Below are 23,918 nucleotides of genomic sequence, written 5' to 3'. Positions count from 1 at the left end.
GGCCCGGGAAGCACGGGAATCGCTCCGCCCCCACCGCCTCCGCGATCGTTCGCACGGGAAATCCCACCCTCCGCAGTCGGATGGGCACGGTTCGTCATGAGTTACGGAGGTGCGGATGCTCGGACACGTCTTGGTCGACACCCTTGTCGGCCGGGTGGGAAAGCGTTTACCATGCCCTGTGTGAACCACACCACCCCACGCAGGTACGCGATCGTCGGCACCGGCTCCCGCGCCCGGATGTACACCTGGGCCCTGACCGGCACCCACCGGGACCGGGGACGTCTGGTCGCCCTCTGCGACACCAACAGCACCCGCATGGCCGTGCACAACCGCATCGTCACCGACGCCGGCCTCGATGCCGTGCCGACCTACTCCCCCGACGACTTCGTCCGCATGATCAAGGAGGAGAGGGTCGACGAGGTCATCGTCTGCACCGTCGACCGCACCCACGCCGACTACGTCGTCGCGGCCCTGGACGCCGGCCTCGACGCCATCACCGAGAAGCCCATGACCGCCGACCTGGAGGGGCTGCGACGCATCAACGAGGCCCAGGCGCGCACCGGGGGGCGGGTGACCGTGGGCTTCAACTACCGCTACAACCCCGTCCACCGCCAGCTGCGCGACCTCATCGCCTCCGGGGTCATCGGCGAGGTCGGGTCGGTGCACTTCGAGTGGCTGCTGGACCTGCGCCACGGCGCCGACTACTTCCGCCGCTGGCACCGCGACAAGACCCAGTCCGGCGGCCTGCTCGTGCACAAGGCCAGCCACCACTTCGACCTGGTCAACTGGTGGATCGGCGCCCGCCCCACCGACGTGTTCGCGTCGGGGAGGCTGTTCTTCTACGGCGACGACAACGGCCGCCGCCACGGCCTGGCCGCCGACTACGAGCGCGGCCACGGCGAGGACGCCGCCCAGAGCGACCCCTTCGCCCTGCACATGGACGACAGCCCCGACCTCAGGGCCCTGTACCTGGACGCCGAGCACGAGGACGGCTACCGGCGCGACCTCAACGTCTTCGGGCCCGGCATCACCATCGAGGACGACATGTCCGTGCTGGTCGGCTACGACACCGGGGCGCGCCTGACCTACCACCTGGTCGCCTACGCCCCCTGGGAGGGCTACCGCATCGCGATCACGGGCAGCCGGGGGCGCCTGGAGCTGGACATGACCGAGTTCGAGTACACCTCGCCCGACCAGGACGAGGCCACGCCCGTGCGCGGCATGCCCGCCCCCAAGGAGCACACCAGCGCCCGGCTGTGGCTGCGCCGCCACTGGCAACCGCCCGAGGAGATCACCGTGGCGGTGGGCGAGGGCACCCACGGCGGCGGTGACCAGCTCATGCTCGACTCGCTCTTCGGCGGCGAGGACGACGGCATCCGCCCCGACCACTCCGACGGCGGCAACGCCCTGCTCACCGGGCTGGCGGCCAACGCCTCCATCGCCTCGGGGGCGCCTGTCCGCGTCGCCGACCTGCTCGGGGGCAGCTGATGGCCGAGCCCGTGCCCGTGCTGCTGGCCGGAGTCCACGGCCACGGCCGCGCCCACCTGCGCTCCCTGCGTGAGCTGGCGGAGAGCGGGCTGGTCCGGCTCGTGGGCGTGTGCGACCAGCGCCCCGTCGCCGAGGGCGACGATCTGGAGGGGCACGGCGCGCTGCCCTGCCACGCCGACCTGGGCGAGGCGATCGAGAGCACCGGTGCGCGGATCACCGTCCTGGCCACGCCCATCCACACCCACCTGCCCCTGGCCCGCACCGCGCTGGAACACGGCTCCCACCTGCTGCTGGAGAAGCCCACCACCGCGACCCTGGCCGAGTTCGAGGAGCTCACCACGGCCGTGGACGCCTCCGGGCTGGCCTGCCAGGTGGGCTTCCAGAGCCTGGGCTCGGCCGCCGTGGAGGCCGTGCGCACGCTGGTGCGCGAGGGCACGGTGGGGCGCGTGCGCGGCATCGGCGGTTCGGGCACGTGGGTGCGCACCTCGGCCTACTACGACCGCGCACCCTGGGCGGGGCGGCGCCGCCTCCAGGGGCGCGACGTGGTGGACGGGGCGCTGACCAACCCCTTCGCCCACGCCCTGGCCACCGCGCTGGCCGTGGCCGGAGCCGCGGCCGAGGCACCGAGGGACGTGGAGCTGGAGATGTTCCACGCCCACCCCATCGAGGCCGACGACACCTCGTGCGTGCGCGTGCGCACCGCGGACGGGCTGCCCATCACCCTGGCGGTGACCCTGTGCGCGCCCGAGCACCTGCCGCCGCGCCTGGTGGTGCACGGCGACCTGGGACGCATCGAGTTCGAGTACACGCTGGACCGGGTCACCGTGCACCGGCCGGGCCGGGACCCGGCCACCACCACGCACCCGCGCACCCACCTGATGTCCAACCTGGTCGACCACGTACGCGGGGGCGGGCCGCTGCTGGTGCCGCCCCAGGCCACCCGGGCGTTCATGCACGTGCTCGAAGCGGTGCGCACCGCGCCCGACCCGGTGGCGCTGCCCGTGGGCATGCAGCACGTGTACCGCACCGAGGAGGGGGTGCGCCGGATCATCCCCGGCATCGACACCCTCATCCACCGCAGCGCCGAGCACCTGGCGCTGTTCTCCGAACTCGACCCCGCCTGGTCCCCCGCAGCCCGGACGGGACCGACCGACGCGAAGGCCACGCCGTGAACACTCTGACCCTGGACGGTCGCGTCCTGGCCGTCCTCAGGGACGGAACCGACATCGAGCCGACCCTGTCCCCGCGCCCCTACCTGCACCCGGTGCGCACCCGCGCCGGGGTGCCGGTCACCGAGGAGCGGCCCGCCGACCACCTGCACCACTTCGGGGTGGGCGTGGCCGTGCCCGACGTGTCGGGGGTGAGCTTCTGGGGCGGGCGCACCTTCACCCGCGACCGGGGGTCGGTGCTGCTGGACAACCACGGGCGCCAGCGGCACGTGTCCTGGCTGGAGCTGGCCGCGGACCGCCGCGTCGAGGCGCTGTCGTGGACCGGTCCGGACGGGGCCGAGATGCTGAGCGAGGAGCGCACCGTGCGGGCCGCGGGCCTGGACGGGCGCGCCTGGGTCCTGGAGGTGCGCACGCAGCTGCGCAACACCTCGGGACGCGACCTGAGCATCGGCAGTCCCGCCACCAACGGCCGCCCCGGCGCCGGGTACGGGGGCCTGTTCTGGCGCGCGCCCGTGGCCGCGGCCCCGCCCGCCGTCGTCGGCGCGGGCGGGTTGGAGGGTGAGGAGGCCCTGCACGGCTCGCGGGCGGAGTGGCTGGCGCTGGTCGGTGGTGGCGGTGAGGACGCGGACGAGGCCGTGAGCGGAGGGTGGACCCTGGTCTTCCTCCAGCCAGGCGAGCACACCGACCCGTGGTTCCTGCGGGCCAAGGAGTACCCGGGAGTGGGGCCCGCGCTGGCGTGGGACGCCCGACTGCCCCTGCCCGAGAGCGGGCGCCTGGAGCGGCGGCTGCGTGTGGCGGTGCGCGACGGGCGCACCGACGGAGCCGTGGAGCTGGCGGCCCTGGCCGAGGCCGCGCGGGAGCTGCCCTGAGCCCGTGATCCGTGATCCGTCGCCCTGGATGTGGGCCGGGCTCCGCGTCAGGACCGGGGGCGGTGTCGCGGTGGGTCCGCGAGCCGAACCGGCGGGGCCCGGCCCATGAGAGCCCATGAGACACGGCCCATGAGATACGGCCCATAAAACACGGTCTGTGAGGCACGCCTCGCGGAGAAGGGCTTTGCGGGGGGCGGGCTCTGCGAGGGTGGTCCGGGCGCGACGGACGCAGCACGAAGCAGGCGGGCCCGGGGACCCCCCCGATATCAACGTTAGGTCCGCCGCGCGGGGCGGCACCAGTGCCCCGTACGACCTGTGGACAACTCCCCCGAGCACGGGGGCGAGGGAAGGAAGACAACACCCATGCGCGTTCTCGTCACCGGCGGCTCCGGGCGGCTCGGCCGCAGCGTCGTGGCCACCCTGGCCGCACGCGGACACCAGGTGACCTCCGTGGACACCGCCGCGGCCGACCTGCCCGAGGGCGTCGACGCGGTCACCGCCGACCTGCTGGACCCGGCCGCGCTGGAGGCGGCCTTCACCCGGGCCCGCCCCGAGGCCGTCGTCCACCTGGCCGGGATCGCCGTGCCCTTCGCCCGCCCCGACGTGGAGACCCTCCAGATCAACACCGGCCTGGCCTGGGCGGTGCTCTCCGCCGCCGTCGCCCACGGCGCCCACTCGGCGGTGGCCGCCTCCAGCCCCACCGTCTACGGGTACAACACCCCCTCCTGGGCGCCCCGCTACCTGCCGCTGGACGAGGCCCACCCGGTCACGCCCTGGCACGCCTACGGGCTGAGCAAGGCGATCATCGAGGACACCGTGCGCGCCCTGGCGCGCACCTCCGCCACCTGCGTCCTGTCGTGCGTGCGCCCGGGCTACGTCGTGGCCCCCGATGAGTGGGAGGGCGCGCCCACCCAGCTGGGACACACCATGGCCGAGCGGCTGGCCGACCCCGCCCTGGCCGCCACCTCCCTGTTCAACTACGTCGACGCCCGCGACGCCGCCGAGCTGTTCGCGCTGGTCGTCGAGAACCCGGCCAAGGTCAGCGGCGGCCAGGTGTTCAACGCCATGGCCCCCGACCCGCTGTCCGAGGTCCCGGTCGACGCCCTGCTGCCCCTGCACCACCCCGGCACCGCCCCGGTGGCCCCGGCCCTGGCCGACGGCCGCGCGGTCTTCTCCTCCCAGGCGGCCCGCACCGCGCTGGGCTGGGCCCCCTCCCGGACCTGGCGCACGCAGCTGCGCGCCGGGGAGAACCGGTCAGCCGCCTCTCCGGACGGGTCCGGGGCCGGTGGTGCCGGTGCGACGTCCGAGCGTCCATGAGCTGGTCGAGGGCTCCGCTAGGGTAGGAAAGAGTTTTCCCATGGGCCGAGGCAGGAGAGGGAGCGGCGTGGAGTCCGGTTACGTGACACTGGAACAGGTCGCCGAGCACGCCGGGGTGTCCCTGGCCACGGCGTCCAGGGTGATCAACGGCAGCACACGCCAGGTCAGCCAGCGCCTGCGTGACAAGGTGACCGCCAGTGCGCGCGAGCTCGGCTACCTGGCCAACGCCTCGGCCCAGACCCTGGCCCGCAACAGCAGTGCCCTGGTCGGCCTGCTCGTCCACGACATCTCCGACCCCTACTTCTCCTCGATCGCCGCCGGGGTCACCCGCCACACCGAGGAGCAGGGGCTGGTCCTGGTGCTGGGCACCACCAACCGCTCCCCGCAGAAGGAGGGCCGCATCCTGGCCACGCTGCGCGCGCACCGGGCCCGCGCGGTCGTGCTGGTCGGCTCGCGCTCCACCGACGAGGAGAGCAACCGGCGCCTGTCCGAGGAGATCCGCATGTTCCGCCGCCAGGGCGGGCGGGTGGCGTGCGTGTCCCAGGAGGGCCTGCCCGCGGACACGGTCACCCCCGACAACCACACCGGGGCCTCCGACCTGGCCCGCCGCCTCATCGCCCAGGGGCACCGGGAGTTCGCCATCCTGGCCGGGCCCACCGACCTCCAGACCGCCCGCGAACGCCTGGACGGATTCCACTCCGCGCTCTCGGGCGCGGGCCTGGAGCTGGCCCACCACAACGTGGTGCACGGCGCCTTCACCCGCGACGGCGGATACGAGTCCACCCGCCGCCTGATGGCGGTGGGCACCGACGCCACCTGCCTGTTCGCCGTCAACGACGTCATGGCCACGGGCGCGATGGCCGCGCTGCGCGACCTGGGTCTGCGGGTGCCCACCGACCTGTCGGTGGCCGGGTTCGACGACATCCCCACCCTGCGCGACCTCACCCCCGCCCTGACCACGGTGCGCCTGCCGCTGGAGGAGATGGGCGAACGCGCGGCGGTGCTCGCCCTGGACAGCGAGCCCAGCGACCAGCCCCGCGTGGTCACGGTGCGCGGCGAGGTCGTCGAGCGCGAGAGCACCGCGCCGCCCACCCGCTGAGCCCCGCGGTCGGCACCGGGCGACCTCCCCACCGTCCCGGTCCGGCGCCTCGTGAGACGCCCCGGCGGGACCGGTGCGGGTGCGGATGGGACGTCTGCACCACGCTCACCGTCGAGCGCGGCTGGGAGTCCGACCGGGTCGAGCGCTGGTGGTCCCGGGCGCTGGCACGCGAACTCCTGGCCTGAGCATCCGGCAGCGGGGGACAGCTCCGGGCGGGCCCGGCCGCCTCACACCCCGGCCCGCTCCGCCGCGCGGCGGCGCAGGGCCAGCCACCCCGTGCCCGCCCACGTGACCGCCACGATCCCGGCCATGACCAGGCGCGAGGTGAGCAGGTGCTCGGGCGGATAGAGGTTCCCGGTCAGGTGGAAGTCGATGAAGCCGTTCTCCATCACCGCCCGCCCGGTGCGCGCCCGCGACCAGTTCTCGATCTCGGTCAGAAAGCACGGCCAGTCGACGATGACGATGCCCAGCGCGTAGGCGGCCACCGCCAGGTGCACCCAGAACATCCGGGGCCAGCGCCAGGACAGCACGCCGCCGAACACGACGAAGGCGAGGAAACCGAAGTGCAGGGCCGCCGCGGCGTGGCCCACGAGGAGGGAGGTCATGCCCCGAACCTAGGACCGGGCCGGGACGCCCCACATCGGTACGCGCACCCGGCCCCGCTGAGTACTCCTACTCATGACGGGGCCGGGACGCCACCGCCACGGGGCGTCCCGGCCCCTTTCCGGTCGCGACCCGGTGCTAGGGGGAAGCGTCCGCGACCGGTGTGAGCGTGTCGGCGAACACCAGGCCGTGGCCGTGGCCGGTGTCGGCGCGCACCCGGCCCCGGTCGAACTCCACCCCGCTGGGGCGGGCCAACGCGCCCAGCGCGGCGAAGGAGGCCCGGTCGATGTCCTCGACCATGGCCACCCGGGGCAGGCACAGCGCCAGCTGCCCCGACAGCTCGGGCAACAGGTGCGGAGCCACCAGCACGCCGCGGCGCGCCATCGACTCCGCGATCCGCAGGAACGGGGTGATGCCGCCCACCCGCACCACGTTGGGCTGGGCGACGTCGCACACCCCCAGCTCCACGGCCCGTTCGAACTCGGCGACCGTGCGCAGGTTCTCACCCACGGCGAACGGCACCCGCGTGCGCTCACGCAGGCGGGCGTGCGCCTCCAGGTCCTCGGCCGGGAGGGGCTCCTCCACGAAGTGCGGGCCGAACCCCTCCAGCGCGTCCAGTGCCCGGACCGCTCCGGGCACGTCCCAGCGCTGGTTGGCGTCCACCATCAGCAGCCGGTCCGGGCCCAGCACCTCGCGCACCGCGCCCACCCGCTCGGCGTCCCGGGCCGGGTCGGGCGAGCCGACCTTGATCTTGGCCGCGACGTGCCCGGCCTCCACCCACCCGCGCACCTGCTCCACCAGGTCGGGCAGGGAGTAGTCCAGGTTCACCCCGCTGCCGTAGGCCGGCGCCGACTCCCGGCGCCGACCCACCAGGTCCACCAGGCTCGACCCCGCCGCGCGGGCGCGCAGGTCCCACAGGGCGATGTCCACCCCCGCCAGCGCCATCAGGGTGAGCCCGCTGGTACCCGCCTCGCGCAGATGCCAGCGCAACTCGTCCCACCGGGCCGGATGGGCTTCGGCGCCCACCAGTGCGGGCCGCAGGTCGTCGTTGACCAGCGCGGCCACCGCCCGGGCCCCGATCAGCGGGGTCCACGCGAACCCCGTGCCGACCAGCCCGGAGTCGGTGGCCACCCGCACCACCACGACGTCGTTGCGGTCCACGCCCCCGTCCCAGGGCCGGTGCAGCGGCAGCCGGAAGGCCTGGGCGCCGACCTCGGTGACGCGCACGGTCAGCCCTCCTTGACCAGGGACAGGCCGGTCTCGATCAGCTCGGCCAGCGCGGACTCCTCCTCGGCGGTGGGGTCGGTGAACGGCGCGCGCACCCCGCCCATGTCCACCCCGCGCAGCCGCGCGCCCGCCTTGACCAGCGACACCGCGTACCCCGGCGTCCGGTCGCGCAGCCGCACCAGCGGTTCGAAGAACTCGCGCATCAGGGTGTCGGCCAGCGGGTCGCCGGAGTGGGAGGCGCGGTAGAAGGCGTCGGCCACCTCGGGCACGAACGCGAACGCCGCCGAGGAGTACAGCGGCACGCCCACCGACCGGTAGGCCGCCACGGTCAGCTCCGCCGTGGGCAGGCCGTTGAAGAAGGTGAACTCCTCGCCGCGCAGGTCGCGCACCGCCATCACGATCTGGTGCATCCGCCCCAGGTCGCCCACCCCGTCCTTGATCCCCACCACCCGGGGGATCGCGGCCAGCTCCGCCGCGCTCTGGGGGGTGAAGACCATAGATCCGCGCTGGTAGACCACCACCGGGATGTCGGAGGCCGCGACCACCGTGCGCACGTAGTCCACCAGCCCCCGCTGCGGCGCGCCCACCAGGTAGGGCGGCAGCAGCAGGATCGCGTCCGCGCCCAGTTCGCGGGCCGCGCGCGCCTGCTCGATGGCGGTGCCCACGCTGCCGCCCGCACCGGCCACCACCGGCACGCGGCCCGCGGTGACCTGCACCGACCGCCGCACCACCGCGGCGTGCTCGGCGGCCGACAGGGCGTGCACCTCACCGGTGCCGCAGGCCGCGAACACCCCGCCCGCGCCGTGCTCCACGCCCGAGGCGACGTGCTCGGCCAGCACGTCCTCGTTCACTCCTCCTTCGGAATCGAAGGGGGTCAGGGGGAAGAAGAGAATTCCGTCGAAATTCATCTGGGTCCTTAAGAAACTCTGGCCTTAAGGCCAGGGAGGAATCGGACTTCTAGGGGGCAAAATGGGAAACGGTGGTTCGCCCCAGGCAGATCACCGCCCACCAGAATCACCGAACCCGCGAACCAACGCTGGGACCGGTGCTAGCCTGACTCGCGTTGGCTCGGACGAGAACCACGTCCGGGTAGGCCTACCGCCGGGCTGGCGGGAAGTGATGTCGGGCCCCCGCTGTGTGATCCTGGCGAAGCCCACACAGTAGGGGCGGGAGCTGGTGTGAGACCGATGGACGGTATCCCGTCCCCCGCCGTTAGTTCGGGTCGGCAACCGGCTACGAAGCAGAAAACTCAACCCGCGAGGGAAGAACCTCCCTGCTTCAGCTGGGAGAGAAGTCAAGCTCGCTCCTTGAGCTCGGGGGGACCGGGGGCGCGCGTGCGCCCCCGGGGGCCTCACAGGACGTGCTGGACGTGGCGTCGGGCCAGGGTGGCGATGACGTCGTCGCCGTCGGCCGACCAGATCCGCTCGTTGAAGATCTCCACCTCGATGTCGCCGTCGTAGCCCGCCGCGTCCACCGCGCGGCGCAGGGCGCGCACGTCGGCGTGGCCGTCGCCGACCATGCCGCGCCCCAGCAGGGCGTCGGCGGGGATCGGCAGCTCCCAGTCACAGGCCTGGAAGGAGGCGATGCGCCCGCCCGCCCCGGCGCGGGCGATCTGCTCCCACACCTGGGGGTCCCACCACACGTGGTAGGCGTCCACCACCACGCCGACGGCGGCCGCGTCGAAGCGTTCGGCCAGGTCCAGGGCCTGGCCCAGTGTGGAGAGCACGGCGCGGTCGGCGCAGAACATCGGGTGCAGGGGCTCCAGCGCGAGCCGGACCCCGCGCTCCAGGGCGTAGGGCGCCAGCTCGGCGATGCCGTCCGCCACCCGCTCACGGATCTCGACCAGGTCGCGGTCGCCGTCGGGCATGCCGCCCACGACCATGACCAGGCAGGGTGCGCCCAGTTCGGCGGCCTCGTCGACGGCGCGCCGGTTGTCCTCCAGGGCCGCGGTCTGGTCCGGGCTTGTGAGGAACCCGCCGCGGCAGTGCGAGGACACGCGCAGCCCGGACCGGCGCAGCAGACCGGCCGCCCTGGCCAGGCCCATCTCGGCGACCGGTTCGCGCCAGGTCCCGATGGCGGGCAGCCCGGCGCGCAGGCAGCCGTCCACGGCCTGGGTCAGGTTCCAGTACTTGACGGTGGCCTGGTTGAGGGAGAGCCGCGCCAGGCGCGGGTCGCCCGGTTCGGGGGTGGGCACCGCGGCGGGCAGCCCTGAGGGCACGTCCACCGCGCCGGGCACGACCGCCGGAACGGTCGCCGCGGCCGGGGCCGTCGTCGGCAGGGGCGCCTGGGCGCCCTCGGGAACCGTGCTCACTGGTCCACTCCTGACACCTGGAGGAGCGCCCGCATGCGCGCCGCGGCCAGGTCCGGGTCGGTCAGGGCCCCGGCGGCGTCGGCCAGGCGCACCACCTGGGCCAGGTGGGGCAGGTCGCGGGCGCTGTGCAGCCCGCCCACCATGTGGAAGCCCTTCTGGTGGCCGTTGAGCCAGGCCAGGAAGGCCACACCGGTCTTGTAGTAGAAGGTGGGCTCGGCGAACAGGTGCCGGGCCAGCGGGACCGTGGGGTCCATCAGGGCCCGGTACCGCGCGGTGTCGCCCTCGTCCAGGGCGGCCAGCGCGCGGGCGGCGGCCGGGGCGATGGCGGCGAAGACCCCCAGCAGGGCGTCGGAGTGGCCCTGCTCGTCGCCCAGGATGAGGTCCGGGTAGTTGAAGTCGTCGCCGGTGTACAGGCGCACGCCTTCGGGCAGCAGCCGCCGCAGCCGCACCTCCAGCGAGGCGTCGAGCAGGGAGACCTTGATGCCCTCCACCTTGGCCGCGTGCTCGGCGATCAGGGCCGCCACCGGCTCGATCGCCTCGGCCGGGTCGGCGAAGCCCCAGTACCCGGCCAGGGCCGGGTCGAAGGCGGTGCCCAGCCAGTGCAGGATCACTGGCTGGTCGGCCCGGCGCAGCAGGTCGGCGTAGACCTTGGCGTAGTCGTCGGGGCCCGAGGCGACCGCGGCCAGGGCGCGCGAGGCCATGAGGATGGGGGTGGCACCGGCGCCCTGGACGACGTCGAGCTGCTCACCGTACGCGGTGATAACGCTTTCCAGATCGGCGTGCGAAAGGTCGAGTTGGTCGGTGCCCACCCCGCAGGCCAGGGCGGCGCCGCGCGCGGCGGCCTCCGCACCCGACCTGCGGATCAGCTCGGCGGTGGCCGCCCAGTCCAGGCCCATGCCGCGCTGGGCGGTGTCCATGGCGTCGGCCACGCCCAGTCCCTGGTCCCACAGGTGGTGGCGGAAGGCCAGGGTGGCCTCCCAGTCCAGGCGGGCCGGGGCGCCGGGGGCGTTGGCCTCCAGGGGGTCGGCGACCACGTGGGCCGCCGCGTAGGCCGTGCGCGAGCGGGCGGGGGGAAGGGGGGACGCGTCGACGGGGGTGCCGCCCAGGGCGTAGGGGGCGGCGGTGCCGTCGGCGGCGGGTAGCAGGAGTGTGCTCATGCGAGGGTGACCTCGTCCAGTTCGATCGTGCGTCCGGTGCGCGCCGACTGGAGTCCGGCCTCGGCCATCTGGAGGCCGCGCGCGCCCGAGAGCAGGTCGTGCGGGAAGGGGGTGTCCAGGACCACGTGGCGCAGGAAGTCCTCCCACTGGGCGCGGAACCCGTTGGGGAACTCGGTGTTGTCGGGCACCGGCTCCCACTGCTCCCGGTAGCGCCCCAGGTCCTCCAGGTCGGGGTTCCAGACCGCCTTGGGCGTGGCCGAGCGGTGCTGGGCGCGGCAGGAGCGCAGCCCCGCCACGGCGCTGCCGTGGGTGCCGTCGACCTGGAACTCCACGAGCTCGTCGCGGGCCACGCGCACGTTCCAGGAGGAGTTGATCTGGGCGATGACGCCGCCGTCCAGCTCGAAGATGCCGTAGGCGGAGTCGTCGGCCGTGGCCTCGTAGGGCCGGCCCTCCTCGTCCCAGCGGCGCGGGATGTGGGTGGCCACCTTGGCGGTGACCGCGCGCACCGGGCCGAACAGGTGCTCCAGGACGTAGTGCCAGTGCGGGAACATGTCCAGCACCATGCCGCCGCCCTCCTCGGCGCGGTAGTTCCAGCTGGGGCGCTGGGCGGGCTGCCAGTCGCCCTCGAAGACCCAGTAGCCGAACTCGCCGCGCACCGACAGGACCCGGCCGAAGAAGCCGCTCTCGACCAGCCTGCGCAGTTTGAGCAGGCCGGGCAGGAAGAGCTTGTCCTGGACCACGCCGTTGCGCACGCCCGCGTCGCGGGCCAGTTTGGCCAGCTCCAGGGCGGCGCTGAGCGTGCTGGCGGTGGGCTTCTCGACGTAGACGTGCTTGCCCGCGGCGATGGCCGCGCGCACGGCGGCCTCGCGGGCGTGTGTGATCTGCGAGTCGAAGTAGACCGTGATGTCGTCGTCGGAGAGCACACCGTCCAGGTCGGTGGACCAGCGCTCGATTCCGTGGCGCTCGGCGATCTCGCGCAGCTTGTGCTCGGAGCGTCCGACCAGGACGGGCTCGGGAATGATCCGGGAGCCGTCGGGCAGGCGTACGCCGCCCGCCTCCCGGATGGCCAGGATGGACCGGGTCAGGTGCTGCCTGTACCCCATGCGTCCGGTGACGCCGTTCATGGCGACACCCAGCACGTGATCACCCATGGGTTGTTACCACCTTTCCGTATGAAAGCGCTTTCCAGCCTACGGCAAAACCACCCCCGCGCACCAGAGGGGCCCCGGACCTGCCACGACGTGAAGCGTTTCGACACCGGTCTCCACAGGACGGTCCGAAGGCCCCGGGGCGCCTGGCCCCGGGGCCTTCGGTGGTTGTCGCGGAAAACCCCACGCCCAGGGCTCGGACCCCGTCGGCGGCTCCGATGATCAGCGGTGCGGGCCTCGCTCCCCGCGCCGGAGGGACCGCGGCCTCAGCCCGCGACCGCCGCGGTCTCAGGACCGGTCGGGGTCCGCCCCGGTCCGCGCGGGCGGGCGCACCGCCCTGCCGCGCGTGATGGCCAGGGCGAGCACGAACGCCGCGAACGCGGCCCCGACCGCCCAGCCGGGAAGCGCTCCGGCGGACGTACCGTGCTCCAGCAGCCGACCGCCCAGGGCCGCGCCGGCCGCCGACCCCAGGTACATGGCGGCCATCTGGAAGGCGACGACCGCCATGGCCTGCCGCTGGCGCCCGTGGACGAGCAGGTGCTGGAGAACGGGCACACTCGCCCACCCCGCGGCTCCCCACAGGGCGACCGCGACGACCCACACGGCGGCCTGGTCCAGGAACGCCAGAGCGGCCAGGGCCGAGGTCAGAACCGCCACGATCGCGGGGAACAGCCGCCGAGGCCCCCAGGCGTCCAGGGGTTTGCCGATCAGGGCCGAGGCGGCGACGCCGCCGGCGCCCCACACCCACACCAGCGTGAACGCCAACGGGGCCAGGCCGCGCTCGTCCGCCATGGGGACCAGGTAGGTGTACAGGCCCAGACTCGCCAGCCCGAGCAGGAAGGCCGACGTCACGCCCGTGGTGATCGCCGGGACCCTGAGCAGGCGTAGGTTCTCACCGACCCGGACCACCGCGATGGACGGGTACGGTGCCCGGCGGAGCAGGATCGCGGCCATGCTGACGGCGCCGATCACCACGACCAGGCCCATGGTCCAGCGCCATCCCGCCCACTGGCCGATGAGCATGCCGACCGGTACGCCCGCCACCGTTCCGGTCGACAGCCCGAAGGTCACCAGCGCCATGGCGCGTCCGCGCTCGTGGTCGGCGACCATCGCGGCGGCCGTGGCGGTCGCCACCGCGGTCAGGACCCCGGCGCCGAGCCCGGCCACCACGCGCGCCGTCAGGAACACCGCGATGCCGGGGGCCAGGGCGGTGACCAGGTTGCCGAGGTTGAACAGGGCCAGCGCCACGGCCAGGGCGCGCCTGGTGGAACCGGCGACGAGAGGTCCCGACAGCAGCGGACCGGCGAACGCGTAGGCGCCGGTGAAGGCGGTGACGCCCAGGCCGACGGCGGCCACCGACACCGTGAGCGAGTCCGCGATCCCGGGCAGGACACCGGCCAGCACGTAGGCGTCGATACCGAGCGAGACGGTGGCGGCCACCAGTGGCCACAGCCGGCGGATCACTGGCCGGCCCCCTGCCGCGCGCCCGCGCCGCCGGGCTCCCCCTCGTGTTCGTCGTCCGACTCGGGCGCGTACCCGGCCAGGACGGTGCTCACCAGGCCGGGGAATCGGGCGTCCAGGTCCTCGGCGCGCAGGCTGATCATGCACTTGCGCCCCTCGGCCCGCACGAAGGCGACGCCGGACTCGCGCAGCAGGCTGGTGTGGTGGGTCAGGGTCGACCTGGGCAGGTCGGGTCCCAGGTCGATGCTGTCCACCTCGCCCTCCCGGGCGAGTTTGCGGACCATCTCCAGGCGCAGCGGCTCACTCAGCGCGAACAGCACACGCGGCAGTGAGATCTCCTCGGTCTCGGGGTGAACGTAGGTCCGTACCGCAGCCACTGCCATCGCCTCCATGATCGTTCGACTATTGTCGCACAATAATAGTGCGAAAATTCTCGCACAATCAAACGGGTCGCTGATGTCGGCGGCACCGGACAAGGCCGCCCGGTACAGCCTGCTCACCAATCGGACGGGGCCGCTGTCCGGAACCGTCAGGCGAGCAGGGCGCCCAGCCTGGCCGCGCGGCCATCGAGCTCGGCGCGGTCGGCCTCCTCCCACAGGGCGTGGACGGCGAAGGAGTCGCCCGCGAAGCGCGCGAAGACGTGCAGGTGCAGGTGGAAGATCTCCTGTCCCGCTGCCTCGCCGTCGGCCAGGAACAGGTTGACGCCCTCACAGCGCACTGGCCCGGGCCACGGGAAGCCGCTGTCCGCGGCCCCCGCGTCCCGGCGCAGGGCATCGCCCACGCGGCGGGCCACGCTCCACAGCCGCCCGCCCAGCTCGTCACCGACCTCGTCCAGGCCCACCAGGTGTTCGCGGGGAACCACCAACACGTGCCCCGGTGTGACCGGGTACAGATCCATGAACGCCAGCACCAGGTCGTCGGAGTGGACCAGGCTGCCGACCGCACGGCCGTCCCGGATCTGACAGAACAGGCAGTCGCTCATACGGGCTCCCCCCACCGGAGAGAGCCAGAGTGGCAGGGCGCTCGGGGGACGTCACCCGGTTTTCGGGGCGGCAACGGGTGCGCGGTACTCCCCCCGGTGACCGCCGCCTTTTGCGCGACCACGCCCGAGACACCCCCACCGACCTGACCGTCGACCTGCCCGAGGGCCACGAGACCATGAGCGTGGTCATTCCCTGGAGCGCCGACCGCTTCCAGTACACCTCCAAGCACACCGCCCGGCCCGCACGCGGTTCGGTACGCCTGGGCCGCGACTCCCTCGACTTCGACGGAGCCTGGGGCGTGCTCGACCACGGCCGCGGCCGATGGCCCTACGACACCCGCTGGAACTGGGGCGCGGCCTCGGGCCGCACCGGCGAACGCACCGTGGGGCTCCAGTTCGGCGGCCAGTGGACCCGCGGCACCGGCCTGACCGAGAACGCCCTGTGCGTGGACGGACGCCTGTCCAAGATCGGCGAGGAACTGGAGTGGGTCTACGACCCCGACAGCCCGGACGAGCCCTGGTGGGTGCGCACCCCCGGCTCGGACCAGGTCGACCTGGTGTTCACCCCCTTCCACGAGCGCGCCGACCGCACCGACGCCGGGGTCATCGTCAACGACACCCACCAGCTCTTCGGCCACTACACCGGCACGGTTCGCCCCGACGGGGAGGAGTCCGTCTCCGTGGACGGCCTGCTCGGTTTCGCCGAACACGTCCACATGCGATGGTGACGCGAAACGCCCTCCGGCATGTTCCCCGGGAGGTGCCGGAGCGGGTCCGCCTCGACTAACTTCGGCAGGGTGAGCAACCTGGACACCCATCCCGCCGAGGAGCGCGTCTGCGGCGGAGAGATCGCCCCCGCCGTCACCGCCGCGCCCGGCGACACCGAACTCCTCGAACCGCGCGAGGTCCCGCTCGGCGGCCCGCGCGCCATGCTGGTCCGCCGCGCCCTGCCCGGCAAAAACCGCCGCATGGTCGGCGCGTGGTGCTTCGCCGACGTCTACGGACCCACCGGTGTGGCCGACGGCCCCGGCATGCAGGTGCCGCCGCACCCCCACATCGGCCTACAGACCGTGAGCTGGCTGGTCCAGGGCTCGGTCCACCACCTGGACGGCCTGGGCTCGGACCAGCTGGTCCGCCCCGGCCAGCTCAACCTCATGACCGCCGGGCACGGCATCGCCCACTCCGAGCGCTCCCCCGCCGACGCCCCGCCGCTGCTGCACGGCGCCCAGCTGTGGATCGCCCTGCCCGAGGCCGACCGGGAGGGACCGGCCCGCTTCGAGCACCACGCCGACCTGCCCGCCTTCGACCTGCCCGGGACGGACGCGCCGGGGGCCAGGGTCACGGTGATCGCCGGAGAGGTGGACGGCCGCCGCTCCCCCGCACGCGTGCACACCCCGCTCATGGGCGCCGAGGTCGTGCTGGAGCCCGGGGCCCGGGTGCGCCTGCCCCTGGAGGAGTCCTTCGAGCACGGCGTCCTGCCGCTGGACGCGCCCGTGCGGGTCCTCGGCCACAGCGTCGAGGCCGGTGCGCTGCTCTACGCGGGCGAGGGGCGCACGGAGGTGGAGCTGTGGGCCGAGGAGACCGCGCACGTGCTGGTGATCGGCGGTGTGCCCTTCACCGAGGACCTGCTCATGTGGTGGAACTTCGTCGGCCGCGACCACGATGAGATCACGCGGGCCCGCCTCGCCTGGGAGAGCGAGCGGGAGGGCTCCGGCGAGGGAGGCGTGCGGCGCTTCGCCGCGGTCGCGGCCGACGACGGCGCGGCGCTCCCGGCTCCGGAGCTGCCCAACGCGCGCCTGCGCGCACGCCCGCGCCACCGCGGCGCGTAGGCGTCCGGTCTCCCGACGCCACGGCGAGCCGCGGCGCACGGGCGCCCCACCTCCGGCGGTCACCGCCACGCGCGTACACAAGGGCCCCTGAAGGTTTCCGGTAAGCGCCCCTTGTCGTTTTCACCCGAAGTGCGAGTCTAGACAAAAGGAACCGAAAGGAGCATCGTGGGGCGACATCGCGCGCAGTCTGGACGCCCCACGGTGCTGACCAGGCCAACTCCTGCTACCGTGCGGATCGCGAACTACGGGATGATTTAGGAGACCTGAACATGGTCCAACAGACTCGCGAGCAGTGGGGATCGCGCGCGGGCTTCCTGATGGCGGCGATCGGATCCGCCATCGGTCTGGGCAACATCTGGCGATTCCCCTACATCGCCTACGAGAACGGCGGCGGCGCGTTCATGCTGCCCTACCTCATCGCCCTGCTCACCGCCGGTATCCCGCTGCTGATCCTGGAGTACAGCATCGGGCACCGCTACCGCTCCTCCGCCCCGCTGTCCTACCGGCGCATCACCCGGCCCGCCGAGGCCATCGGCTGGTGGCAGGTGGCCATCTGCTTCGTCATCGCGGTCTACTACGCCGTGATCGTGGCCTGGGCCGTCCGGTTCGCCTGGTTCTCCATCGGGCAGCAGTGGGGCGACGACCCCAACGCGTTCTTCTTCGAGGACTTCCTCCAGACGAGCGAGGGGCCCGGCATGGTCTCGGGCTACGTCGCGGGCGTGGCCTGGCCGCTCATCGCTGTGTGGGCCGTGGTGCTGCTCATCCTGGCGCTGGGCGTGCGCAACGGCATCGAGAAGGCCAACAAGGTCTTCATCCCGCTGCTGGTGGTGCTGTTCCTGGTCCTGGTCGTGCAGGCGCTCACCCTGGACGGGGCCGCGGTCGGCCTGAACGCCCTGTTCACCCCCGACTGGAGCGACATGCTCGACGGCAGCGTCTGGATCGCCGCCTACGGGCAGATCTTCTTCTCCCTGTCCGTGGGCTTCGCCATCATGGTCACCTACGCCTCCTACCTGCGCCGCAAGGCCGACCTGACCGGCTCGGCGATGGTGGCGGGCTTCGCCAACAGCTCCTTCGAACTGCTCGCGGGCATCGGCGTGTTCGCCGCCCTGGGCTTCATGGCCACCGCGGCGGGCACCGGGGTCGAGGACGTCGCCGCCGACGGCATCGGCCTGGCCTTCGTCGCCTTCCCGCAGATCATCTCGACCCTGCCCGTGGGTGGCGCGCTGTTCGGGGTGCTCTTCTTCGGCTCCCTGGTGATCGCTGGCCTGACCTCGCTGGTCAGCATCGTCCAGGTGATCGTCTCCGCCGTGCAGGACCGCACCGGTCTGGGCCGCGTCCAGACCGTGCTGCTGGTGGGCGGCGCCACCGCGCTGGCCTCGATCCTGCTCTTCCCCACGCCCGAGGGCCTGCACTTCCTGGACGTGTTCGACCACTTCATCAACCAGTACGGCATCGCGCTGGCCGGACTCGTCATGATCGTGGTCTTCGGCTGGATCGCGCGCAAGCTGCCGATGTTCCAGGAGCACACCAACGCGATCTCCTCCATCCGGCTCGGCCTGTGGTGGAAGGTCGCCCTGGGCGTGGTCACCCCGATCCTGCTCGGCTTCATGATGTGGGACAGCCTGCGCACGGAGCTGACGGAGAACTACGAGGACTACTCGACCGGGTTCCTGCTGGCCGCCGGATGGGGCCTGGCCATCGGGGCGATCGTCTTCGGGATCGTCGTCTCGCTCTTCCCCTGGAAGCGCGCCGACGCCCTTGCACGCCAGGACGCCGACACCGCGGCCACCACGACCAAGGAAGGGGACCGCTGATGACCACCAGCGCGATCGTCATGATGGCCATCTCCATCGTCCTGGTGTGGGGCGGCCTCATCGCGGCCATCCTCCACCTGCGCCGCCACCCCGAGAAACCCGAGTCGGAGTAGGCGCGCCCGACACACGGGGCGGTGGGCGCCCGACCAGCGCCCACCGCCCCGTCGTCGCTTCCGCGCCCCTGTGGGACGCGGAGGCCGCCTATTCGGCGGCGAACTCGCGCACGATGCGCTCGCAGAAGGCGGGCAGGTCGTCCGGGTTGCGGCTGGTGGTGATCCCCTGGTCGGTGACCACCTCCTCCTCCACCACGGTCCCGCCCGCGTTGCGGATGTCGGTGCGCAGGCTGGGGTAGGAGGTCACCCTGCGCCCCCGCACCACGTCGGCCTCCACCAGGATCCACGGCCCGTGGCAGATGGCGGCCACGGGCTTGCCCGCGGCCACGAAGTCGCGCACGAACCCCACCGCGTTCTCGTCCGAGCGCAGGTTGTCCGGGTTGACGGTCCCGCCGGGGACCACCAGGGCGTCGTAGTCGTCCACCCCGACCTCGGAGACCACGCGGTCCACGTCGAAGGTGTCCGCCGGTTCGATGTCGCCGTTCATCGCCTGGATCCGCCCGGACTTGAGCGAGACCAGGTCGATGGTGGCGCCCTCCTCGCTCAGAGCCTTGCGCGGTGTGACGAGTTCGACCTGCTCGACCCCGTCCGCCGCCAAAATCGCGACCCGGCGGCCGTTGAGCGTGTCGGCCATGGCTGCCCCCTCAGCTGGACTCTTCCGGCACCCTCCGTGCCGCGTTGGCGCCCCTACCCGCACAGGCCGCCCTCTCACACTCCCGGCCGGGGACGCCCGTGCCCCGCCCGCGCGCTCAGCCGCGCGACCTCTGGGTGACGGCGATGCACACGAGGACGACGACGGCCGTGGCGGGCGCGGCCGGGGACAGCGTCTCCCCCACCAGCAGAACCGCCCACACCAGGGTCAGCAGCGGCTGGGCGAGCTGGAGCTGGCTGGCCCGGGCCACGCCCATCGCGCCCATCCCCCGGTACCAGACCACGAACGCGCCGAACTGCGACACCGCGCCGAGATAGGCCATACCGACGAGCGCGCGCGGCACGGCCTCCACCGGCTCGGCGGCCAGCGCCCAGAGAGCGGCGGGCACGGTCAGCGGCGCGGCGGCGACCAGCGCCCAGGCGATCACCTGCCAGCCCGGCAGGTGCGCGGCCAGCCGACCGCCCTCGGCGTACCCGGCGGCGCACAGCACCAGGGCTCCCAGCAGGTACAGGTCGGCCAGGCCGGGTGTTCCGCCGCTGCGCACCAGCGCGAACGCGACGACGGCCGCGGCGCCGCACACGGCGGCCGTCCAGAACCGGCGGGAGGGACGCACCGAGCCGCGGCGCAGGGCGAACACGGCGGTGGTGATCGGTAGCAGCCCGATCACGACCGCGGCGTGGGAGGTGGAGGACACCTGGAGGGCGAGCGTGCTGAGCACCGGGAACGCCGCCACGCAGCCCAGGGAGACGACGGCGATGCCCCGCCACTGGACGCGGTCGGGCAGCGGGGCGCGGACCGCCGCGAGGCAGCAGCCCGCCAGCACGGCGGCCAGCGCGCACCGGACCACCGCGACGCTCCAGGGCCCGAACCCCTCCAGGGCCCACGCGGTGGCCGGAAGGGTGAACGAGAACCCGAGGACGCCGAGCGCGGCGCACAGTGTCGCACCGAGCGCCGCTACTCCGCGCGGCGCGATAGCGCTATCTTGTGTCTTCATGAAACAGCGTAGCAGTGTGCGAGATCTGACCAGTTTCCTGCGCAGGGAGGTCAACCGCTACTCTCCAGGGGAGAAGCTGCCGTCGAGCCGGGTCCTGGTGGAGCGCTACGGCGTGAGCCCGGTGACCGTGTCGCGGGCCGTCGCGGCGCTGGTCGCCGAGGGCCTGGTGGTCACCCGCCCCGGCGCCGGGGCGTTCCGGGCGGGCGGGGGCGCCTCCGAGCGCCCGGTCGGCGACACCTCCTGGCAGGAGGTCGCGCTGAGCGCCGAGACGGCGGCGGCCTTCGGTGAGCCGGCCCCGCGCACCGTGGACGCCTCCGGAGTGCTGGCCACCCTCACCCCGCCCGCCCCGGGAGTCGTCGCGTTCAACGGCGGCTACCTGCACCCCGGCCTCCAGCCCGAGCACGCCATGGGCTCCGCCCTGGCCCGCGCGGGACGACGGCCGGGCGCCTGGGCACGGCCGCCCGCGGAAGGGGTGGAGGAGCTGCGCGGCTGGTTCGCCCGCCAGATCGGCGGCCCCGTCGGCGCGGCCGACGTGCTGGTCACCGCAGGAGGGCAGAGCGCGCTGACCACCGCGCTGCGCGCCCTGGCTCCCCCGGGGGCTCCCGTGCTGGTGGAGTCACCCACCTACCCCGGCCTCCTGGCCATCGCCCGGGCCGCGGGCCTGCGCCCCGTCCCCGTCCCGGTCGACGCCGAGGGTGTCCGCACCGACCTGCTGGAACAGGCGTTCACGGCGACCGGCGCGCGGGTGCTGGTGTGCCAGCCGCTCTTCCACAACCCCACCGGAGCGGTCCTGTCCCCCGACCGCCGGGGCGAGGTGGTGCGGATCGCGCGCGCGGCGGGCGCGTTCGTGGTGGAGGACGACTTCGCCCGCCACCTGGCGCACGCCGACGCCGCCGCCCCGCCGCCCCCGCTCGCCACCGAGGACCCCGACGGCACCGTGGTGCACGTGCGGTCGCTGACCAAGGCGACCTCGCCCAGCCTGCGCGTGGGGGCGATCGCCGCGCGGGGACCGGTGACGCGGCGCCTGCGCGCGATCCAGCTGGTCGACAGCTTCTTCGTGGCGCGCCCCCTCCAGGAGGCCGTGCTGGAGCTGGTCGGCTCCCCCGCCTGGGGCCGCCACCTGCGCGCGGTCGCGGAGGGCCTGCGCGAGCGCCGCACGGCCATGGCCGCGGCCCTGGCACGGGAACTGCCGGAACTGGCGGCGCCGCACCTGCCCGCGGGCGGGTACCACCTGTGGTTGCGGCTGCCCGGTGAGACCGACGAGACCGCGCTCGCGTCAGCGGCACTGCGCGCCGGGGTGGCGGTGGCCCCCGGCCAGGCCTACTTCCCTGCGGAGCCGACCGCCCCACATCTGCGGCTCAGCTACGGCGGCGCGGCCGGAACCGCCGAGATCACCGAGGGGGTGCGCCGCCTGCGCACCGCGTTCGCCGGCGCCTAACCCAGGGTGTCCTGCGCGCTCTCCCAGACACCGGACGGAACCCGCTCCAGCAGGTCGATCGCCGCGTCGGCGCGCTCCCGGACACGGCCGGCCTCCAGCGGCCCGCGCTCCCAGGCCAGCAGGTACCGACCGCCGAAGCGGAACGGGCACACACCCTCCCGCGACAGCAGCCACTCCCGCACCGGCTCCCCCAGGACGGTCGCCGCGAAGGCGCCGTCACCGGTCACGACGGCGAACCGGTCGTCGAAGGCGGCCTCGCCCGCGTTCCAGGCGCGGGCGCCGTCCGTCCTGGGCTGGGGCGCACCGGCGCCGGTGCCCGCCTCCTCCACCTGGAGCAGCGGCACGCCCGCGGGCAGGGCCACCGCGACCACCGTGTACACGTGCGCGACGGTGCGGTGGCGCTGCTGGGGGTGGGGCGCGGCGTAGCCGTACTCGTAGGCCAGGACCCGGCGGCCGCGCGCCTCGGCGCACAGCACGTGCCTGGCCCGGGCGTTGGACCGCCGCTCCAGGAAGGGAACGCCCTCGAACCGGTCGACCAGCTCGGGCCGCTCCCGGTCGTAGCGCCACCCCTGACGCGAGGCCCACAGGGCCAGGCCGCGGGAGCGGCGGCGTTCGGCGGCCGACCCCGCGACCGCCGCCGCGACCACGCCGACGACCACCAGGGCCGCGATCACCAGAACCAGGACGGTGGTGGTCTCCATGGGGGGTCTCCTCGTGCGCGGTGCTGCTCCTGCCCTCTGAGACGCCGCACACTCCCCGACCGGTTCCGCCGTTCTTGCGGCTTCGCACCCCGGCGTTCGCGGTCCGCACCGGCCCCCGACACACCTGATCGCGCGCGGGACCCGTCCGCTACGACGCGGCGAAGACCTTGCCCGGGTTGAAGATGCCCCGGGGATCCAGGGCGTCCTTGACGGCCCGGTGCATGGCGAGCACGTGCGGCCCCATCTCCCGGGCGGCCCCGCGCATCTTCAGCAGACCCACGCCGTGCTCGCCGGTGACCGTGCCGCCCAGGGCGATCGCCTCGTCCACGATCACCTCGAAGGCCTCCTGCGCGCGCTTCTTGGCGTCCTCGTCACCGGCCGGGACGATGAACAGGGGATGCAGGTTGCCGTCCCCGGCGTGCGCGATGTTGCCGATGCGGGTGTCGAAGCGCCTGCCGATCGCCTCGATGCGCTCCAGCATCAGCGGCACCTTCGCCTTGGGCAGGCACATGTCCTCGGTCAGCAGCGGGCCGAGCCGCTCCAGCGCCGGGTAGGCCAGGCGGCGGGCCTCGAAGAGCGCCTCGGCCTCCTCCTCGTCGGTGGAGCGCACCGCGTAGACCGCGCCCTCGGCCCGGAAGCACGCCAGGATGCGGTCGGCCTCCTCCTCGCCCGCCGCCCCGGGCTGGTCGCTGCGCGCCAGCAGCAGCACCTCGCCCTCGGCGGACAGGCCCATGTTCTTCCAGTCGTCCACCGCCTGGAGGCAGAAGCGGTCGATCAGCTCCATCGCCGAGGGCACCACCCCGGCGGCCGAGACCGCCGCGACGGCCCGCCCGGCCTCCACCAGCGAGTCGAAGTAGCCCACCACGGTGTGCTCGGTGCCGGTGCGCAGCGGCCGCATCCGCAGCGTCACCTCGGTGACCAGGCCCAGGGTCCCCTCCGAGCCCACCATGAGCCCGCACAGGTCGTAGCCGGTCACGCCCTTGGCGGTGGTCCGGCCCAGCCGCACCACCTCGCCCGAGCCCACGACCGCCTCCATGCCCAGCACGTAGTCGCGGGTGACGCCGTACTTGACACAGCACAGGCCGCCCGCGTTGGTGGCCACGTTGCCGCCGATGGTCGACCAGGGGGCGGAGGCCGGGTCCGGCGGGTACCACAGGCCGTCGCGCGCCACCCGCTCGCGCAGGTCGTTGTTGACCACGCCCGGCTGCACGGTGGCGGTCTGCTGTACGGGGTCGACCTCCAGGACCCGGTTCATCCGTTCGAAGGAGACCACGACCCAGCCTTCCACGGCGTTGGCCGCCCCCGACAGCCCCGTCCCCGCGCCGCGCGCGACCACCGGGACGCCCGTTTCCGCGCACACTCCCACCGCGGCCGCCACGTCCTGGGTGTGGCGGGGGCGCACGAGCGCGGCCGGGCGGCCGTGGGGAGCCCATTCGGCCTCGTCGTGGGAGTAGCCCTCAAGGACGGCGGGGTCGGTGACCACCTGCTCCGCGCCGACCGCTGCCGTCAGTCTCCCGGCGATCCCGGACATGGGCACACTCCCTCA

The 23,918-nt window shown here is 73.6% G+C and carries 23 protein-coding genes; 10 read left to right on the top strand and 13 right to left on the bottom strand.

The genetic code is table 11. The features are described 5' to 3' along the window. Nucleotides 1–180 precede the first annotated feature (180 nt). The 5 genes from ACSIH6_RS15125 (at nt 181) to ACSIH6_RS15105 (ending at nt 5,942) form a co-directional block, all read left to right on the top strand. Nucleotides 181–1,488, top strand: a complete 1,308-nt coding sequence (locus tag ACSIH6_RS15125; RefSeq protein WP_435108924.1) for a Gfo/Idh/MocA family oxidoreductase — start codon at nt 181–183, stop codon at nt 1,486–1,488. Then, nucleotides 1,488–2,660, top strand: a complete 1,173-nt coding sequence (locus tag ACSIH6_RS15120) for a Gfo/Idh/MocA family protein (protein ID WP_435108923.1) — start codon at nt 1,488–1,490, stop codon at nt 2,658–2,660. Before ACSIH6_RS15125 ends, ACSIH6_RS15120 begins: the two co-directional genes overlap by 1 nt. Continuing rightward, nucleotides 2,657–3,526 carry a DUF6807 domain-containing protein gene (locus ACSIH6_RS15115; RefSeq protein ID WP_435108922.1) on the top strand — a complete coding sequence of 290 codons (870 nt, stop codon included), beginning with the start codon at nt 2,657–2,659 and terminating at the stop codon, nt 3,524–3,526. Before ACSIH6_RS15120 ends, ACSIH6_RS15115 begins: the two co-directional genes overlap by 4 nt. 363 nt (nt 3,527–3,889) lie before the next feature. Then, nucleotides 3,890–4,843 (top strand): NAD-dependent epimerase/dehydratase family protein, encoded by a 954-nt coding sequence (locus ACSIH6_RS15110; protein WP_435108921.1) that lies wholly within the window; start codon nt 3,890–3,892, stop codon nt 4,841–4,843. Nucleotides 4,844–4,910: 67 nt separating this feature from the next. After that, complete coding sequence (locus ACSIH6_RS15105; RefSeq protein WP_435108920.1) at nt 4,911–5,942, top strand: LacI family DNA-binding transcriptional regulator; 1,032 nt, start codon at nt 4,911–4,913, stop codon at nt 5,940–5,942. A gap of 227 nt (nt 5,943–6,169) precedes the next feature. Here ACSIH6_RS15105 and ACSIH6_RS15100 read toward each other — a convergent pair whose 3' ends face one another. The 9 genes from ACSIH6_RS15100 to ACSIH6_RS15060 all read right to left on the bottom strand — a co-directional run bounded on the left by ACSIH6_RS15100 (nt 6,170) and on the right by ACSIH6_RS15060 (nt 14,831). Then, complete coding sequence (locus ACSIH6_RS15100; RefSeq protein WP_435108919.1) at nt 6,170–6,547, bottom strand: DUF2784 domain-containing protein; 378 nt, start codon at nt 6,545–6,547, stop codon at nt 6,170–6,172. Nucleotides 6,548–6,683: 136 nt separating this feature from the next. Further along, the gene (locus tag ACSIH6_RS15095) at nt 6,684–7,772 is read right to left on the bottom strand and encodes a mandelate racemase/muconate lactonizing enzyme family protein (RefSeq protein WP_435108918.1); all 1,089 of its coding nucleotides are present in this window, start codon (nt 7,770–7,772) and stop codon (nt 6,684–6,686) included. A 2-nt stretch (nt 7,773–7,774) separates the two neighbouring features. After that, nucleotides 7,775–8,680, bottom strand: coding sequence for a 5-dehydro-4-deoxyglucarate dehydratase (locus tag ACSIH6_RS15090; RefSeq protein ID WP_435108917.1), 906 nt, complete (start codon nt 8,678–8,680; stop codon nt 7,775–7,777). Between the two features lie 443 nt (nt 8,681–9,123). Then, nucleotides 9,124–10,083: a sugar phosphate isomerase/epimerase family protein gene (locus ACSIH6_RS15085; protein ID WP_435108916.1), complete on the bottom strand. Its 960-nt coding sequence runs from the start codon at nt 10,081–10,083 to the stop codon at nt 9,124–9,126. After that, nucleotides 10,080–11,240, bottom strand: a complete 1,161-nt coding sequence (locus ACSIH6_RS15080) for a dihydrodipicolinate synthase family protein (RefSeq protein WP_435108915.1) — start codon at nt 11,238–11,240, stop codon at nt 10,080–10,082. Before ACSIH6_RS15080 ends, ACSIH6_RS15085 begins: the two co-directional genes overlap by 4 nt. After that, complete coding sequence (locus ACSIH6_RS15075; RefSeq protein ID WP_435108914.1) at nt 11,237–12,391, bottom strand: Gfo/Idh/MocA family protein; 1,155 nt, start codon at nt 12,389–12,391, stop codon at nt 11,237–11,239. The genes ACSIH6_RS15080 and ACSIH6_RS15075 overlap by 4 nt, the downstream gene beginning before the upstream one ends. Nucleotides 12,392–12,676: 285 nt before the next feature. Continuing rightward, a complete protein-coding gene (locus ACSIH6_RS15070; protein ID WP_435108913.1) occupies nt 12,677–13,852 on the bottom strand; it encodes an MFS transporter in 1,176 nt (391 codons plus the stop codon). Continuing rightward, nucleotides 13,849–14,232, bottom strand: coding sequence for an ArsR/SmtB family transcription factor (locus tag ACSIH6_RS15065; protein WP_435108912.1), 384 nt, complete (start codon nt 14,230–14,232; stop codon nt 13,849–13,851). The genes ACSIH6_RS15070 and ACSIH6_RS15065 overlap by 4 nt, the downstream gene beginning before the upstream one ends. A 146-nt stretch (nt 14,233–14,378) precedes the next feature. Continuing rightward, entirely contained in the window at nt 14,379–14,831 is a 453-nt protein-coding gene (locus ACSIH6_RS15060; protein WP_435108911.1) for an HIT family protein, read from the bottom strand. 110 nt (nt 14,832–14,941) lie between these two features. Between ACSIH6_RS15060 and ACSIH6_RS15055 the strand changes: the two genes are divergently transcribed. From ACSIH6_RS15055 to ACSIH6_RS15040, 4 genes are all read left to right on the top strand, one after another. Beyond that, nucleotides 14,942–15,559, top strand: a complete 618-nt coding sequence (locus ACSIH6_RS15055; RefSeq protein ID WP_435108910.1) for a DUF2804 domain-containing protein — start codon at nt 14,942–14,944, stop codon at nt 15,557–15,559. 69 nt (nt 15,560–15,628) lie between these two features. Beyond that, nucleotides 15,629–16,660, top strand: a complete 1,032-nt coding sequence (locus ACSIH6_RS15050) for a pirin family protein (protein ID WP_435108909.1) — start codon at nt 15,629–15,631, stop codon at nt 16,658–16,660. Between the two features lie 269 nt (nt 16,661–16,929). After that, nucleotides 16,930–18,474: a sodium-dependent transporter gene (locus ACSIH6_RS15045; protein WP_435108908.1), complete on the top strand. Its 1,545-nt coding sequence runs from the start codon at nt 16,930–16,932 to the stop codon at nt 18,472–18,474. Beyond that, nucleotides 18,474–18,587: a methionine/alanine import family NSS transporter small subunit gene (locus ACSIH6_RS15040; protein ID WP_435108907.1), complete on the top strand. Its 114-nt coding sequence runs from the start codon at nt 18,474–18,476 to the stop codon at nt 18,585–18,587. Before ACSIH6_RS15045 ends, ACSIH6_RS15040 begins: the two co-directional genes overlap by 1 nt. A gap of 88 nt (nt 18,588–18,675) precedes the next feature. Here the strand turns inward: ACSIH6_RS15040 and ACSIH6_RS15035 are convergent, their stop codons facing one another. Together ACSIH6_RS15035 and ACSIH6_RS15030 are read right to left on the bottom strand one after the other, a co-directional pair. Then, nucleotides 18,676–19,221 carry a type 1 glutamine amidotransferase domain-containing protein gene (locus ACSIH6_RS15035; protein ID WP_435108906.1) on the bottom strand — a complete coding sequence of 182 codons (546 nt, stop codon included), beginning with the start codon at nt 19,219–19,221 and terminating at the stop codon, nt 18,676–18,678. 115 nt (nt 19,222–19,336) lie between these two features. Beyond that, nucleotides 19,337–20,233 (bottom strand): DMT family transporter, encoded by an 897-nt coding sequence (locus ACSIH6_RS15030; protein WP_435108905.1) that lies wholly within the window; start codon nt 20,231–20,233, stop codon nt 19,337–19,339. Between ACSIH6_RS15030 and ACSIH6_RS15025 the strand changes: the two genes are divergently transcribed. Further along, complete coding sequence (locus ACSIH6_RS15025; protein ID WP_435108904.1) at nt 20,232–21,671, top strand: aminotransferase-like domain-containing protein; 1,440 nt, start codon at nt 20,232–20,234, stop codon at nt 21,669–21,671. The genes ACSIH6_RS15030 and ACSIH6_RS15025 overlap by 2 nt on opposite strands. On the opposite strand, the gene ACSIH6_RS15020 is transcribed toward ACSIH6_RS15025, so the two are convergent. Together ACSIH6_RS15020 and ACSIH6_RS15015 are read right to left on the bottom strand one after the other, a co-directional pair. Beyond that, the gene (locus ACSIH6_RS15020; RefSeq protein ID WP_435108903.1) at nt 21,668–22,372 is read right to left on the bottom strand and encodes a hypothetical protein; all 705 of its coding nucleotides are present in this window, start codon (nt 22,370–22,372) and stop codon (nt 21,668–21,670) included. The two genes, ACSIH6_RS15025 and ACSIH6_RS15020, sit on opposite strands and share 4 nt — an antisense overlap. Nucleotides 22,373–22,520: 148 nt before the next feature. Beyond that, entirely contained in the window at nt 22,521–23,903 is a 1,383-nt protein-coding gene (locus ACSIH6_RS15015) for an FAD-binding oxidoreductase (protein WP_435108902.1), read from the bottom strand. Between the last annotated feature and the right edge of the window lie 15 nt (nt 23,904–23,918).

Source organism: Nocardiopsis synnemataformans (genome assembly GCF_965343085.1).
Lineage (GTDB): Bacteria > Actinomycetota > Actinomycetes > Streptosporangiales > Streptosporangiaceae > Nocardiopsis > Nocardiopsis alborubida.
This window is presented reverse-complemented; position numbering and strand designations above follow the sequence as displayed.

What these genes read in the sequence shown, in the direction of transcription:
- ACSIH6_RS15120 (WP_435108923.1), top strand. Translation starts at nt 1,488, where the DNA reads ATGGCCGAGCCCGTGCCCGTGCTGCTGGCCGGAGTCCACGGCCACGGC.
- ACSIH6_RS15110 (WP_435108921.1), top strand. Translation starts at nt 3,890, where the DNA reads ATGCGCGTTCTCGTCACCGGCGGCTCCGGGCGGCTCGGCCGCAGCGTC.
- ACSIH6_RS15100 (WP_435108919.1), bottom strand. Translation starts at nt 6,547, where the DNA reads ATGACCTCCCTCCTCGTGGGCCACGCCGCGGCGGCCCTGCACTTCGGT.
- ACSIH6_RS15090 (WP_435108917.1), bottom strand. Translation starts at nt 8,680, where the DNA reads ATGAATTTCGACGGAATTCTCTTCTTCCCCCTGACCCCCTTCGATTCC.
- ACSIH6_RS15080 (WP_435108915.1), bottom strand. Translation starts at nt 11,240, where the DNA reads ATGAGCACACTCCTGCTACCCGCCGCCGACGGCACCGCCGCCCCCTAC.
- ACSIH6_RS15075 (WP_435108914.1), bottom strand. Translation starts at nt 12,391, where the DNA reads ATGGGTGATCACGTGCTGGGTGTCGCCATGAACGGCGTCACCGGACGC.
- ACSIH6_RS15065 (WP_435108912.1), bottom strand. Translation starts at nt 14,232, where the DNA reads ATGGCAGTGGCTGCGGTACGGACCTACGTTCACCCCGAGACCGAGGAG.
- ACSIH6_RS15060 (WP_435108911.1), bottom strand. Translation starts at nt 14,831, where the DNA reads ATGAGCGACTGCCTGTTCTGTCAGATCCGGGACGGCCGTGCGGTCGGC.
- ACSIH6_RS15045 (WP_435108908.1), top strand. Translation starts at nt 16,930, where the DNA reads ATGGTCCAACAGACTCGCGAGCAGTGGGGATCGCGCGCGGGCTTCCTG.
- ACSIH6_RS15040 (WP_435108907.1), top strand. Translation starts at nt 18,474, where the DNA reads ATGACCACCAGCGCGATCGTCATGATGGCCATCTCCATCGTCCTGGTG.
- ACSIH6_RS15035 (WP_435108906.1), bottom strand. Translation starts at nt 19,221, where the DNA reads ATGGCCGACACGCTCAACGGCCGCCGGGTCGCGATTTTGGCGGCGGAC.
- ACSIH6_RS15025 (WP_435108904.1), top strand. Translation starts at nt 20,232, where the DNA reads ATGAAACAGCGTAGCAGTGTGCGAGATCTGACCAGTTTCCTGCGCAGG.
- ACSIH6_RS15030 (WP_435108905.1), bottom strand. Translation starts at nt 20,233, where the DNA reads ATGAAGACACAAGATAGCGCTATCGCGCCGCGCGGAGTAGCGGCGCTC.
- ACSIH6_RS15020 (WP_435108903.1), bottom strand. Translation starts at nt 22,372, where the DNA reads ATGGAGACCACCACCGTCCTGGTTCTGGTGATCGCGGCCCTGGTGGTC.
- ACSIH6_RS15015 (WP_435108902.1), bottom strand. Translation starts at nt 23,903, where the DNA reads ATGTCCGGGATCGCCGGGAGACTGACGGCAGCGGTCGGCGCGGAGCAG.